The sequence below is a fragment of the Mycobacterium sp. Panama NTM2 genome (assembly GCF_054355555.1).
Genome location: NZ_CM135953.1, coordinates 5,035,980 through 5,049,847, shown reverse-complemented (window position 1 = coordinate 5,049,847; position 13,868 = coordinate 5,035,980). Strand labels below are relative to the sequence as shown.

14 protein-coding genes are annotated in these 13,868 nt (G+C 68.4%); 4 read left to right on the top strand and 10 right to left on the bottom strand.

All coding sequences use genetic code 11. The features are described from left to right. Window positions 1–20: 20 nt before the first annotated feature. The 10 genes from ACXYX3_RS24210 to ACXYX3_RS24165 are packed head-to-tail and all read right to left on the bottom strand — an operon-like array spanning window position 21 to window position 7,818. The gene (locus ACXYX3_RS24210) at window positions 21–806 is read right to left on the bottom strand and encodes a GntR family transcriptional regulator (protein WP_241204746.1); all 786 of its coding nucleotides are present in this window, start codon (window positions 804–806) and stop codon (window positions 21–23) included. Between the two features lie 52 nt (window positions 807–858). Next, complete coding sequence (gene fabG / locus ACXYX3_RS24205; RefSeq protein ID WP_458609323.1) at window positions 859–1,638, bottom strand: 3-oxoacyl-ACP reductase FabG; 780 nt, start codon at window positions 1,636–1,638, stop codon at window positions 859–861. Window positions 1,639–1,656: 18 nt separating this feature from the next. Beyond that, window positions 1,657–2,658 (bottom strand): phosphotransferase enzyme family protein, encoded by a 1,002-nt coding sequence (locus ACXYX3_RS24200; RefSeq protein WP_458609322.1) that lies wholly within the window; start codon window positions 2,656–2,658, stop codon window positions 1,657–1,659. Next, window positions 2,655–3,308: a microcompartment protein gene (locus ACXYX3_RS24195; RefSeq protein WP_458609321.1), complete on the bottom strand. Its 654-nt coding sequence runs from the start codon at window positions 3,306–3,308 to the stop codon at window positions 2,655–2,657. The genes ACXYX3_RS24200 and ACXYX3_RS24195 overlap by 4 nt, the downstream gene beginning before the upstream one ends. Before the next feature lie 9 nt (window positions 3,309–3,317). Continuing rightward, entirely contained in the window at window positions 3,318–3,599 is a 282-nt protein-coding gene (locus tag ACXYX3_RS24190) for a BMC domain-containing protein (RefSeq protein WP_241204743.1), read from the bottom strand. Between the two features lie 40 nt (window positions 3,600–3,639). After that, window positions 3,640–3,885 (bottom strand): EutN/CcmL family microcompartment protein, encoded by a 246-nt coding sequence (locus ACXYX3_RS24185; RefSeq protein WP_241204742.1) that lies wholly within the window; start codon window positions 3,883–3,885, stop codon window positions 3,640–3,642. Continuing rightward, window positions 3,882–4,376, bottom strand: coding sequence for a hypothetical protein (locus ACXYX3_RS24180; RefSeq protein ID WP_458609320.1), 495 nt, complete (start codon window positions 4,374–4,376; stop codon window positions 3,882–3,884). Before ACXYX3_RS24180 ends, ACXYX3_RS24185 begins: the two co-directional genes overlap by 4 nt. Then, window positions 4,373–4,987, bottom strand: a complete 615-nt coding sequence (locus tag ACXYX3_RS24175) for a BMC domain-containing protein (protein ID WP_458609319.1) — start codon at window positions 4,985–4,987, stop codon at window positions 4,373–4,375. The genes ACXYX3_RS24180 and ACXYX3_RS24175 overlap by 4 nt, the downstream gene beginning before the upstream one ends. 3 nt (window positions 4,988–4,990) lie before the next feature. Next, complete coding sequence (locus ACXYX3_RS24170; RefSeq protein ID WP_458609318.1) at window positions 4,991–6,541, bottom strand: aldehyde dehydrogenase family protein; 1,551 nt, start codon at window positions 6,539–6,541, stop codon at window positions 4,991–4,993. After that, window positions 6,538–7,818, bottom strand: a complete 1,281-nt coding sequence (locus ACXYX3_RS24165; protein ID WP_241204865.1) for a class-III pyridoxal-phosphate-dependent aminotransferase — start codon at window positions 7,816–7,818, stop codon at window positions 6,538–6,540. Before ACXYX3_RS24165 ends, ACXYX3_RS24170 begins: the two co-directional genes overlap by 4 nt. Window positions 7,819–8,012: 194 nt before the next feature. Between ACXYX3_RS24165 and ACXYX3_RS24160 the strand changes: the two genes are divergently transcribed. Genes ACXYX3_RS24160 through ACXYX3_RS24145 form a run of 4 tightly spaced genes read left to right on the top strand, consistent with a single transcriptional unit; the run spans window position 8,013 to window position 13,865 of the window. Next, window positions 8,013–9,542 (top strand): APC family permease, encoded by a 1,530-nt coding sequence (locus ACXYX3_RS24160; RefSeq protein ID WP_241204738.1) that lies wholly within the window; start codon window positions 8,013–8,015, stop codon window positions 9,540–9,542. Window positions 9,543–9,577: 35 nt separating this feature from the next. After that, a complete protein-coding gene (locus ACXYX3_RS24155) occupies window positions 9,578–11,818 on the top strand; it encodes a propanediol/glycerol family dehydratase large subunit (protein WP_458609317.1) in 2,241 nt (746 codons plus the stop codon). Continuing rightward, window positions 11,815–12,144 (top strand): diol dehydratase small subunit, encoded by a 330-nt coding sequence (locus ACXYX3_RS24150; RefSeq protein ID WP_241204736.1) that lies wholly within the window; start codon window positions 11,815–11,817, stop codon window positions 12,142–12,144. Before ACXYX3_RS24155 ends, ACXYX3_RS24150 begins: the two co-directional genes overlap by 4 nt. Beyond that, entirely contained in the window at window positions 12,141–13,865 is a 1,725-nt protein-coding gene (locus ACXYX3_RS24145; protein ID WP_458609316.1) for a diol dehydratase reactivase ATPase-like domain-containing protein, read from the top strand. The genes ACXYX3_RS24150 and ACXYX3_RS24145 overlap by 4 nt, the downstream gene beginning before the upstream one ends. Window positions 13,866–13,868 lie beyond the last annotated feature (3 nt).

The following is a 13,868-nucleotide window of genomic DNA, read 5'->3' as shown; positions in this document are numbered from 1 at the left end:
GTCACTGTGACAGACCGGTGTCAGACGGCGCGCCGGTCCCGGCTCTGCAGGGCGACCGACGCCACCGATGCCGCCGCCACCTCCGGCGCGACGCCGACGCCGCGGCCCTGCGCGGTGACCGCGAGCCGGGTGCGGTCACCGCGGAAGAGGTCGCGGGAGAATTCACACGGGGTGTCGTGCTGGTCGTAGGTGATCCGGGTGATCAGCAGCAGGGCCGAATTAGCCTGGATGCCAAGAAGATTGGCCTCTTCATCGGTGGCGTTCACCGCCTCGATGCGCTCGTCGGCCCGCGCAGCGACCAGACCGTAGCGGCTCTCCAGGATCTCGTAGAGCGAGCCTCCGAGCTGCTGTTCGAGCAGGCCCGGAAACGCGTCGGCGGGAAACTGCGCGAGCTCCAGGGAGATCGGCGAACCGTCGGCCAGCCGGACACGCTGGATCTCGACGACGAAGTCGTCGCCGGACAGGCCCAGTGCCTTCTGTGAGGTGGCGTCGGCGGCGCAGATCTTGGTGGACAGCACCCGGGTGCCTGCGACATAACCCTGGCTGGCCAGGAACGCGGGGACTCCGACGACGTCGCCGAGGCTGCGCTGCACCTGCGCGTGGCTGATGAAGATCCCGCCGGCCCGCCCGATCACCCGGTCGACCAGGCCGGCCTCCTCCAGAGCGGCCAGAACCTGACGCAAGCTGGAGCGGCTGGTGCGATACCGGTCGGCGAGCTCACGCTCGCTGCCGAGCTTGGTGCCCGGCTCGCCAGCGTTGATGTCGGCCACGATCCGGCGCCGCAGGTCTTCGGTATGCGTGGCCACCCGCGTCTCCTCGCGCCTGAATTTGGTCGGACCAAATCAGGATACGTGCTCCTCAGAGGTCGGCGAGCGCCTCTGCCGATTCCGGCAGGATCTGACCGCCGTCGACGACGAGCGTCTGACCGGTGATGTAGGCGGCTTCGTCGGTGGCGAAGAACAGTGCCGCGTTACCGATGTCGGCGACCGTGCCGAGCGTGCCGGTGGGGATGGCGGCCTTCATCTGGTCCATGTACTGCTCACCCATCTCGACGAGGCCCTCGGTCAGAATGTTGCCGGGCAGCACCGCGTTGACGGTGATCTTCTTGCGCGCCAACTCGATGGCCGCGGTGCGCAGGAACCCGAGCTGCGCGGCCTTGCTGGCGCCGTAGTGCGACCAGCCGGGAAAGCCGGTGATGGGTCCGGTGATCGACGAGGTCAGCACGATGCGGCCGTGGCCGCTGGCGGTCAGCGGCTCCAGAGCGGCCTGCACGATGTAGAAGGTGCCTTTGACGTTGGTGTCGAGCACCTGGTCGAGATCCTCCGGGGTCATCTCGCTCAGCGACGCCGACGGGAAGATTCCCGCGTTGGCGCAGACGATGTCGAGGCCGCCGTGACGTTCGACCGCGGCCGCCACCACCGCGCGGCAGTCGTCCGGACTGGTCACATCGGCGGTGTGACCGCTCACCGTGCCCGGCAGGTTGGCGAAATCAGCGACCGTGCGGTCGATGTCGGCCTGGGTGCGGCCGGTGAGCACGACGTTGACACCGGCACGGGCAAAGACCTCGACGATGCCTCGGCCGATGCCCTTGCTGCCACCGGTCACGATGGCCGTACGGCCCTGCAGGGAGGTGAACATGGACGAACCTTTCGAATGTCAGGTCAGCGAGTGACCGTCGGAGGACAGGTACTTCTCGGCGAGCATGCAACTGCCTGCCGCATAGGTCACGGAAATGGCCTGCGATTCCCGGGAGTGGCTGTGCGTGCCCATCCAGGCGAGCAGCAGCATCCGCCGCAGCAGCACGAACGACGCGAGCATGTCCTCGTCGGCGGCGGACATCTCGCGGCGGGTGCGGTAGCCGCTGACCCAGGCGTCTTGCCACTCCGGCACCGAGGGGTGATCTTCGAAGAACGACACCGCGGTGCCGAAGTCGTAGAAATACCAACCGAATCCGCAGTCGTCGAAATCGATCACCGTGATGGTGTCGTCGTCGACCAGCAGGTTGGCCAACCGCAGGTCGGCGTGAACCAGGCCGAACGTGTCGCTGCCCGTTCCGTATTCGGCGAGCCGCTGGCCCAGCAGCTGCTCGGCCCGGATCAGGACCTCGGCCTCGGACTCTCCGACCCCGATCGCGTCACGCCAGCGTCCCCAGCGCGGTGAGGCGCCCAGGCTGTGCTCCCAGTCCCAGGCGAAGCGACTGAACGCCGGGGGGCGCTGCCAGCTGCGAGCGTGGTCGTGCAGCGCGGCGGTGATACATCCCAGCGTGTGGAAATCCGTTCCGCTGAGGGTGTTCTCGTCGGGTTCGGCACCGGGCACCATCTCGAAGTGCACGACGTGCCGTGGTGTCCCCTCGTGTTCGACGGTGACCACACGACGCCCGTCACGAGTCGGCACCACCGTCGGCACCGTGACGTCGCTGTCACGGCGCAACGCGTCCAGCCACATCAGCTCGGACTCGATCTGATCGGCGCGGTGGTAGTTCTTGCGGTGTACCCGCAGGATCGACCGGTGCCCGCAGCCGGGCTCTTCGACGGCGTAGGTGGCGTTCTCGGAGAGGTTCAGCAGCCGCAGCGCCGAGCCCTGCGGCAAATCGAACTCCTCGAGGGCCTTCTGTGCGACGACCTCATCACCGCCGAGGTCAGCACCGAGATCGCTCAATGGTCCCGCCCCTCGATCCCCTGCAGCACCGTGGTGATCGCCTCGCGGGCGGTCACCACATCGTTGGTGCTGCCGCTGATGTAGAGCCGGCCGGCCGCACCGATCATCTGCACGTCGACCAGGGTCAGGCCGGGTGCAGCGCGCTCGGCCTCGTTGGCGGCGACCGCGGCGAACAGCGCCGGTGTCATCTCGTAGACGAGCAGCGACTGCCCCGGCAGCACCATCGAGGCCTGCCGGTTGCGGTTGAGGATCACCGCGTGCTGATCGGTGATATCGGCGATCACGTCGTGGTAGAGCACTCGCGGGCGCAGCTGATCGGACGCCGAGCTCTTCGTGCCGTTCAGGATCGCCTCACCGGCCCGGCGCACGTCGGCCAGATCGCTCGAGTGGATCTCGAGGACACCGAACTGGCGTTCCACGTAGAGGATTCCGGGTTGGATACCGGGCACCTCGCGCAGTGCCAGGTCGATGACCCGCTCGATCGCCAGCGCCGGCGACACCTCGACGATGAGCGCGTGCTCCCCGGCATACGGCGGATAGCCGCGGGCGCGGGTCGGCGTCCCGAGATAGGCGGCGAACTGCTGCTGCAGATCCTCGACAAGCAGGTAGACGCGGATGTCGGTCCGGGTCGGTGCGTCGGTGGCGGCCATCGGGTGAGGTTACTGCGCGGCGACGGAGAAGTGCGCGCCGAGCTCGTTGTGCGGGCGCGGGATCACGTGCACGCTGATGAGCTCGCCCACCTGGGCGGCGGCCTCGGCGCCGGCCTCTGTCGCGGCCTTGACCGCGCCCACCTCGCCGGTGACGATCACGGCGACCAGACCGTCACCGACCTGCTGACGGTCGGTGATGGTCACGTTGGCAGCCTTGACCATTGCGTCCGCCGCGGCGAGCGCCGCGACGAAGCCCTTGGTCTCGATCATGCCGATCGCGTTGCTGGCCATGGTTTCTCCTTCTGTGTGGGTGGTGATGACGGTGTTCTGGTTATTCGTCGGGGTCGATGGAGCCGATGATCAGGGCGTCGACCGGCGGCGGCGTGCCGGTGAACCAGCTCGCCGCCACCGACCCCTGGGTGATCAGGACGTGCTCGCCGACGCCGCTGCCGAGGACGTCGAACGCGATCAGCCGCGACCCGGAGCCGTCGACCTCGACTTCGAGGAAGGCGCCGGCCGGCAGACCGTCGATGCGTCGGGTCGACCAGACCTGACCGGTGACCGTGCCACGGATCATGTTCGCTCCTTGTGGATCGTCACGCCCAGCGCACGGGCGCGTTCGCGGGCCAGCGGGGTGAGCACGGCCTTGGGGCCGAGGACCAGGGAAGAGCCGGATGCGGCGATGTCGGCGATCTGCCGCTCGGTGACCGCGCCGCGGTCGACGCGTCGACTGCCCCCGGCGCCTGGACGTTCCGTCCCGGCCAGGCGAAAGGACAGCCGGCCGTGCCGAAGGTCGGCGCGCGTCTTGGGATTCTCGAACAGTCGCAACAGGTTCCGCACGAAGACGTCGAGGTCGCGGTCGTTGGTGATGCGGACTGTGTCCACCCGCGACCGTTCGTCGGCGGCCAACGGCCCGGTGGCCACCGGACCCTCCGGCACCCGGGGGGCCGGCGGTGGGGGGGACGGCTGCGCAGCCGGGCGGGGTGCCGGCGCAGGTTTCAGGTCGCCGATGGCCTCCCTGATCACCTCGCGCACCAGCTGGCGCAGCGCATCCCGGTCGATGCTCACCGCACGCTCCGCGCCAGGGCTTCTTCGGCCGCCGCGGCGGCCTGGCGGATGTCGGATTCGCTCCCGGACAGGTAGACCCGGCCGGTCGCGCCGATCATGCGGAAGTCGACGACCTTGATGTCGGCGGCTTTCTCGGCCTCGTTGGTGGCCAGGATCGCATAGGAGGCCGGCGCGACCTCGAGCACGTACAGCGTCTCACCGGCCAGCACCATCGACCCGATCTTGTTGCGGTTGATCAGGAATGCGTGCTGGGAGTCGATGCTGGAGATGATGCGCGACGCCAGGATCTGCGGCGGTTTGGCGTCGGCCGTCGCGTCCCCGTCACGGCCCAGCTCGGCAAGTGCCGCATCGGCGGCGGACTGCACGGCGTCGGTGTCGCCGTGGAACTCCAGGTAGCCGAACTGACGCTCGACGACGAGCACTCCGGCCTGCACCTCGGCGTGTTTGAGCGCGACGTCGGTGACGCCCTCGATGTCGAGACCTGGTGCCACCTCGATGATCTGGGCCGCCACGCCGGCCCGCGGCAAGGCGCCTTTGATCCAGGTACCCAGATACGACATCGTCTGCGGCTGGAGCCGATCGATGAAGATGAACGAACGCAGTTCAGCCACGGGTCACCTCTTGATCAGTTGGGCGAGTTCTTCGGCCACCAGTGCGCGCAGCTCGGCGCGCAGCGCCTCGATGCCCGGGTCGGCGGCGCGGCGGGACGCGGTCGGGCGGCTCACCGGTGCAGCGGGCGCCGGGCCGGACGTGTCGTTCGACGCGCGCGGATACGCGGGCACCGGTTCGGCCGGGGTGCGCCACGGTGAGAGCCCGGCGAAACTGGGCATCGCGACGCCGGCATCGGAGTTGTAGGCGATCCGCGTCCAGTTCATCAGGTTCTCGGGCTGCAGGTTCTCCCCGATCGAGCTGCGGCCGACGAACCCGGTGCCGATCGTCATCGACGGCGCGAGGTTGGTCTCCAGGCCGGAGCTGCCCGTGGAGTTCCCGACGTTGACCGACACCCGCAGAACCGGCACGTTGGCTGCGAATTCGGTGATGGTGGAGGCGCTTTCGCTGTGGATCGCGGCCGAGTGTCCGGCGCCGGCGATGCGGACCACCGCGCGGGCGGCGCGGATGCCGCGCTGCGCGTCGGCGACCGTCGTCATGCCGAGCACCGGGCTGAGTTTCTCGTGGGTGAGCACCTCCTCGCCGATCAGATCGGTGAACGGGGCCACCAGCACCTTCGTCTTGGGCGTCACCCGCAGCCCGATGCGCTCGGCGATCCACGCGGCATCGCGCCCGACCACGTCGGTGTTCAGGGCGCCCTCGGGGAACATGAACTCGCGCAGCCGCTGGGTGGCGTCGGCGTCGAGGACGTGCGCGCCGTGCCGGGTGAGTGCCGAGGTGAGCTTGCCGGCGATCGCCTCCTCGGCGATCAGTACGGATTCGTTGGTGCACAGCACCGAGTTGTCGAACGCCTTGCTCTCGACGATGCGGCGCGCGGCGGCGTCGATGTCGGCCGTCGCGTCGACGAAGACGGGCACGTTGCCCGGCCCCACACCCAGCGCGGGATTGCCCGAGGAGTAGGCCGCCCGCACGACGCCGGTGCCGCCGGTGGCGACGATGACGTCGGTGCGTTCGTCGATCATCATCGCTTCGATCAGCGGCAGGGTCGGTTCGTCGATGACCTGGACGACCCCGTCGGGGGCACCCGCTGCGACGGCGGCCTCGGCCAGCAGGCGGGCCGCCTCGGTCGAGCACTGGCGGGCCCGCGGGTGCGGCGCGACGACCACCGCATTGCGCGTCATCAGCGCCAGAATCACCTTGAAGTACACCGTGGCAACGGGATTGGTGGTCGGGCACAGTGCGAGCACGACACCGGCCGGGCGGGGGATCTCCACGATCTTGCGAGCCGTGTCGATGCGCGGGGTCACGTAGTCCTGGTCGCGATAGAAGTCCACGATGCCGCGTGAGCAGGCGCGGTTCTTGACGATCTTGTGGTCGACGACGCCCATCTGGGTCTCGGCGACGGCGGCCGCGGCGAAACGTTCGGCGTTGCGGTGCCCGGCATCGGCGACCGCTTCGACGATGCGCGCCACCGACGCCTGGTCGTACTCGGCGTACGCGGCCGCGGCGAAGCGCGCCCGTTCCAGCAGTTGACCCGCCTGCGCTACCGATATCACGGCTTCCTCCGTCCGGTCGCGGCCAGCTTCGCCCGCCCGACGGCGACCTCGACGCGGTCGAGCACGTCCTCGCACAGTTCGCGGTTGAGCAGTAGGCCCGGTTTGAATTGCAGGACACGGGGATCGAGGGTGGAGAAGATCGCCCACACGCCGCCGTTGTACAGCTCGCGCATCACGAACTTCGCGCCCTCGGGGTGGTCGAACTCCAGGCCGATGACAACGCCGTTCTGCCGGATGCCGATGAACCAGTCCGGGTGGTCGGCCTGGATGCGAGCCAGACCGCGGGCGAAGATGTCGGCGATGTAGTGCACCGAGGAGCGGACTTCGGGGCGAGAAGTGATCTCGAGTGTCTTGAGTGCGGCCACGCAACCGAGTTCGGCACCGCCGAAGGTGGAGATGTGGCCGAAGCCGTCCTGCTCGAGCCACTGGGCCGCGCGATCGCTGAGCAGCGCGGCGGTGATGGGATACATGCCGCCGGAAAGGCCCTTGCCGGTGACCATGATGTCGGGCTCGATGCCGTGTTTGGTGATCGCCCACATCTCGCCGGTGCGCATCAGCCCGGTCTGCACCTCGTCGGCGATGTAGAGCGCGTCGTAGCGGACGCACATCTCCTTGACCGCTTCCAGATAACCGATGGGCGGCAACGGGAACCCGTAGGTGGCGGGGATGGTCTCCATGATCACCGCGGCGACGTCGCGACCACGCAGTGCCTGTTCCATCGCATCGGTGTCGCCGAAGGGCACCTGCACGAACTCGTCGGGCCGGTCGGCGAGGAACAGTTTGGCGAACCGGTCGTCACCGGTGGCCACCGCCAGCCCGGTGTGGCCGTGGTAGGCCTTGACGATCGAGACGATCTTGCGACGCTGCATGGCGTGGCGCGCGCTCTTGAGCGCGATGTCGATGGCCTCGCCGCCGCCGGAGCCGAACGCGACCTTGGTCAGCGACGCCGGCGCCGATTCGATCAGCTTCTGCGCCAATGCTGTTCGCGCCACAGACGGGAAGTGGTGGTTGCCGACGTCGAAGTACTGCATACCTTCGGAGATGGCGGCGACCAGTTCGGGATTGCGATGGCCGAGGTTGTAGGTGCCACCGTTGAGGTGCATGTCGATGAGGCGGCGTCCGCTCATGTCCCACAGGAAGTAGTCCTGCCTGCGATCGATCACGAGGTCGACCCCGGAGTCGGTCCAGAACTGGGTCTTGTCCGGGTTCCAGTACTCCTTGGCACGTTCGAGCACCTGTGCCTTGGATTCGAACGAGAACGTGCCGTAGTCGTACACGAAACTCCCTGTCGTCAGGTCGCGGGGGCTGACCAAAAGCTAAAGGGTAGGACCATTTATGTCAACAGAGCCCGTTTGGGGTTGCGCGGTTCATTTGGTAGTGCCAATATGACTGCCGAATATCCCCTGTGGTCTAGGCCACACAGACCGACCATGATGGCCTGTCTCCCCTTCGCCTGGAAGGTGCTCGTCGAATGACAGAAGATGTCGTGCCCCGCCAAACATCGAATGATTCGGTGCAACGGCTCAAGCGCAACGCCGTAGGCACCTTCGGGGTGATCTTCATGGCGGTGGCGACCGCGGCCCCGATCACCGCGATGGTCGGCAACGTGCCGATCGCCGTCGGTTTCGGCAACGGTACCCACGCCCCGGCCGGTTACCTCGTCGCCACGATCGTGTTGGGCCTCTTCGCGATCGGGTACGCGACGATGGCCAAGCACATCACGTCCACGGGGGCGTTCTACGGCTACATCTCCCACGGTCTCGGCCGGGTGATCGGGATGGCGAGCGGGCTGATCATCACGATGGCCTACGTCGTGTTCGAGGGCTCGCTGATCGGCATCTTCGCGTTCTTCTTCCAGAATCTGTTCTCCAGTCAGCTCGGGATCACGATCCACTGGCTGATCCCTGCGCTGCTGATGCTGGCGCTGAACTGCATCCTGACCTACTTCGACGTCAACCTCACCGCCAAGGTGCTCGGCGTCTTCCTGATCACCGAGATCGTCATGCTGTCGCTCGGTGCGCTGGCCGTCGCGGTCAAGGGCGGTGGCCCGGACGGCTTCGCCGTCGGCCAGATCCTCAACCCGGTCGGCGCGTTCCAGCCCGCAGCCATCGCCGGCGCCAGCGCCGGCCTCGGCCTGTTCTTCGCGTTCTGGTCGTGGGTCGGCTTCGAATCCACGGCCATGTACGGCGAGGAGTCCAAGGACCCCAAGCGGATCATCCCGCGCGCCACCATGATCGCCGTGCTCGGCGTCGGCATCTTCTACATCTTCGTGTCCTGGATGGCGATCGCCGGCACCGGCCCGCAGAAGGCCATCGAGCTCGCCCAGGATGCCAACACCAGCTCGGAGATCTTCTTCGGCCCCGTGCGCAGCACCTACGGGGAATGGGCGATCACCCTGTTCAACATCCTGCTGGTGACCGGTTCGTTCGCGTGCGGCATGGCATTCCACAACTGCGCATCGCGCTACCTGTACGCCATGGGCCGTGAGGGCCTGCACGCCGGCCTGCAGAAGACCCTGGGCGCCACGCATCCGCACCACGGCTCGCCGCACATCGCCTCGTTCGTGCAGACCGGCATCACGCTGGTGATCATCCTGGCGTTCTTCTTCGCCGGTATGGACCCCTACGTGCACATGTACACGCTGCTGGCGATCCTGGGCACCATGGCGATCCTGATCGTGCAGTCGCTGTGTGCCTTCTCCGTCGTCGCCTACTTCCACTTCCACAAGAACCATCCCTCCAGCGCCCACTGGTTCAAGACGTTCCTCGCGCCGCTGCTCGGCGGCATCGGCATGCTCTACGTGGTGTACCTGCTGTGGGAGCACAAAGACGCCGCCGCCGGTGCTGCCTCGGGCACGCTGCTGTTCAAGCTGACACCATGGATCGTGGTCGGGTTGTTCGCGTTCGGTGCGGCGATGGCGCTGTACTTCAAGTTCGCCGACAAGGACCGGTACGAGCTGATCGGTCGGATCGTCTACGAGGACAACGAAGTCCGCGACTGACGATTCGACGCCGAGAGTCCAGCCAGGAGGCTTGCATGGCAGACGAGTTGGGCCGGTTCCGGGTACTGAACGCCAAGGCCGTCAATCTCGACGGGTTCAGCGTCCCGGACCCCCGACTCGGTCTCGCCGCGATGAGCAGCCCCCATGACCCCTCCCCGTCCCTGACCATTCGGGACGGGGAGGTCGTCGAGCTCGATGGCAAAGGCGCCAGCGAGTTCGACGTGATCGACGAGTTCATCGCCCGCTACGGCATCGACCTCGCGGTCGCCGAGGAGGCGATGGCTCTCGACGACGTGACGCTGGCGCGGATGGCGGTGGACATCAACGTCCCCCGTGCGGAGGTGGTACGGCTGATCGGCGGCACCACACCCGCCAAGCTCGCCCGCGTCATCGCGCTGATGTCCCCGGTCGAGATGCAGATGGCGATGGCCAAGATGCGGGCTCGCCGGACCCCGAGCAACCAGGCGCACGTGACCAACCAGCTCGACGACCCGCTGTTGATCGCCGCGGACGCCGCGAGCGCGGTCGCCTACGGTTTCCGGGAGGTCGAGACCACCGTGCCGGTGCTCGGCGATGCACCCTCGAATGCGGTGGCGTTGCTGATCGGCTCACAGGTCGGTACGCCGGGCGCGATGGCGCAGTGCTCGATCGAGGAGGCCCTCGAGCTCCGCCTTGGCCTGCGCGGTCTCACCAGCTACGCCGAGACCATCTCGATCTACGGCACCGAGCAGGTGTTCGTCGACGGTGACGACACCCCGTTCAGCAAGGCCATTCTCACCTCCGCTTATGCGTCTCGTGGTCTCAAGATGCGGGTCACCAGCGGCGGCGGCGCCGAGGTCCTGATGGGCGCGGCCGAACAGTGCTCGATCCTGTACCTGGAATCGCGGTGTGTGTCGCTGGCGCGTGCGCTCGGCTCCCAGGGCGTGCAGAACGGCGGCATCGACGGGGTCGGCGTGGTGGCCTCGGTGCCCGAGGGCATGAAGGAGCTGCTCGCCGAGAACCTGATGGTGATGATGCGCGACCTGGAGTCGTGCGCGGGTAACGACAACCTGATCTCCGAGTCCGACATCCGTCGCAGCGCGCACACGCTGCCTGTGCTGCTCGCCGGCGCCGACTTCATCTTCTCCGGGTTCGGCTCGATTCCGCGCTACGACAACGCTTTCGCGCTGTCGAACTTCAACTCCGACGACATGGACGACTTCCTGGTGCTGCAGCGCGACTGGGGTGCCGACGGCGGGTTGCGCACCGTGTCCCCGGAGCACCTCGAGACGGTCCGGCGGCGTGCCGCGCAAGCGGTCCAGGCGGTCTATCGCGATCTCGGTCTCGCCGACTACGACGACGCCCGCGTCGAGCAGGTGGTGGCGGCCAACGGTTCCCGCGATCTGCCCGCCGGCCACCCGAAGATGGTCGCCGAGGCGGCCGCGTCGATCGAGGCCAAACAGTTGACGGTCTTCGACGTGATCGCCTCGCTGTACCGCACCGGTTTCACCGAGGAGGCCGAGGCCATCACGACCCTGACGCGCGAGCGCCTCAAGGGCGATCAGCTGCAGACCTCGGCGATCTTCGACGAGCACTTCGGGGTGCTGTCCAAGCTCACCGACCCCAACGACTACACGGGCCCGGCCACCGGATACGCACTCACCGACGCCCGGCGCGCCGAGATCGACGCCATCCGCCAGGCCCGCACCGGCGACGAATTGACCGCCGACCAGGACGAGCACCGCGGGCACGTGACCGTCGTCGACGTCGAGCCGGCCCGGCAGGGCAGCGATCCGCGCGAAGTGTGCATCGGCCTGTCCCCGGCCTGGGGACGCAGCGTCTGGTTGAGCCTGTGCGGGTTGACGATCGGTGAGGTGCTGCGCCAGTTGTCGGCCGGACTGGAAGAGGAAGGCTGTGTGGCCCGCACCGTGCAGGTGCGCTCGACCATCGACGTGGGCCTCATCGGGTTGACCGCAGCCCGGCTCTCCGGCTCCGGAATCGGAATCGGGTTGCAGGGCAAAGGAACCGCGCTCATCCACCGACGCGACCTTGCGCCACTGGCGAACCTCGAACTGTTCAGCGTGGCGCCGCTGCTGACCGCGAAGATGTATCGGGAGCTGGGCCGCAACGCCGCCCGGCACGCGAAGGGAATGGCCCCGGTGCCGATCTTCACCGGAGGCACCGACGAATCCATCTCCGCGCGGTATCACGCGAGGGCAGTGGCGTTGGTGGCGCTGGAACGTCAGGCCTGCGAACCGGGGGCAGCCCCCGTCACGGTGAAGGTGGAACGGCCATGAGCGAGATCACCGTCGGCAACGCGGTGGACGGCAAGCTCGGGCTGGCCGATCTGCGGATGGATCCCGCGGCGCTGGCCCACCAGGCTGCGGTGGCCGAACAGGGCGGAAACCCGCAGCTCGCCGAGAACTTCCTGCGGGCAGCGGAATTGGCGATGATCGACGACGAAGACGTGATGGCGCTCTACGAGGCACTGCGCCCGCACCGGTCGACGGCCGCGGAGTTGGAGCAGCTGCGCATCTCGCTGATCGACCGCGGCGCGCCCCGGTGCGCCGCGCTGGTCGAGCAGGCCGCCGCCGCGTACGCCCGTCGAGGCCTGCTGCGTTGACCCGCACGGTCGCCGGGATCGACATCGGCAACCACACCACCGAGATCGTGGTCGCCAGGGTGGACGGCGGTGCGGTCACGACGCTCTCACACGGTCAGGCCCCCACCCGCGGGCGCAAGGGCAGCCATGACTCGCTGCAGGGCGCCGCTGCGCTGCTGCACAAGATCGAGGTCGAGGCCGGGGTCAGCGCCGATGAACTGCTGCTCTCGGCGTTGCGGCCGGTCGACACCGCGACCGCGCCGATCCCGCCGGCCTATTCACCCACAGCGCCGGTGCGCAGCCTGCGCCGCCCGGACGCCAGCACGCCGGCCGGCGCGGGGCACGCAGTAGGACAACATGTTCGGCTCGTGGATCTGAGTTCATCGCCGGTGGACGGGCCGGTGGTCGTGTCCGTCGATGAGGTCACCGATTTCGAGGATGCCGCGCGTGAGATCGGTGCGGCGGTCGCCCGCGGACGGCAGGTCGTGGGGGTGGTGGCCGCGCAGGACGACGCCGTCCTGATTCGCAACCGCATTCCGATCGACGTGCCGGTCGTCGACGAGTGCGACGTCGCCGGGCTCGCCCCCGGGGCGCTGGTCGCGGTCGAGGTCGTCGAGCAGGGCCGCGCGTACCGGGCCATGGCCGACCCGATCGCGCTGTCTGCGGCGCTGAACCTGCCGCTGGAATCTCTGTCCGAGGTGGCCGAGTTCTGTCGCGAGTTGGCCGACGCGGCAGCGATCGCGGTCACTGCGCGGACCGAACCCCCGCCCCCGCCCGCCGCCGACGAGGACTACGTCGAGATCCGTGTCGATGACCGTGCGGTCCGCTACACCCCGGCGCAGGCACACACGGTGCTGCGCCGCTCGGTTCCGGGGTCGGTCACCCACGTTCGGTTGCGATCGATGCCGTCCGCAGCAGGCGGCCTCGCCGTGCACGACGCGTTCTTCACCGACCTGGCGACCATCGACAACGGGGCGTGGCTGCGCCGCGGCGTCGTCGACGCCCACGGCACCGTGGTCGCCCTGCTGGCCGCCGAGGAAGCGGCTGACGCCGCCGGGCAGTTGAGCGAGCTGACCGGCCGGCCCGCTCGCACGCTGACCTCCGAGCCCGAGGCGGCGGCATGGGGCGCGCGCACCACGCCGGGTTTCCCGCCCGGGGCCATGGTGTGCGACATCGGCGGCGGCACAGTCGATCTCATCGGTGCCGAGGCGACCGTGGTCGCCGCGGGCGCGGGCGAGTCGATCACCGTGGCCATCGCCGCGGTGCTCGGCATCCCGCAGGCGCTCGCCGAGACGGTCAAACGCACCCCCGCGGTGCGGGTGGAGGGTCCGCACGTCGCGCACGAGGAGGACGGCAGGCGGGTCTTCCTCGACGCCCCCGCGTCGTCGGATGCCATCGGTCGGTTGTGCACCCGGGGCAGCGCGGGCCTGGTGCCGTTCTCGAACCGGCTGGCCGCCGAGGAGTGGCGCAGCCTGCGGCTGGCGGTCAAGCAAGAGACCGTCGCCGCCAACATCGCACGATGCCTGACCGCGTTCGACGAGCCGCCGCGAGCCTTGCTGCTGGCCGGTGGCGGCGCGCTCGACGACGAGTTGATGCGGACGGTCGCCGAGGCGCTGCGGCCCGCGCGGATCGTGGTGGGCAGGGCGCACATCGACGGTGTGCACGGTCCGCGCTTCGCCGTCGCCCGCGGCCTGGTCGCCCTCTACGCCGAGCAGACGCGAACTCGAGCGACACGCCGCTGAAAA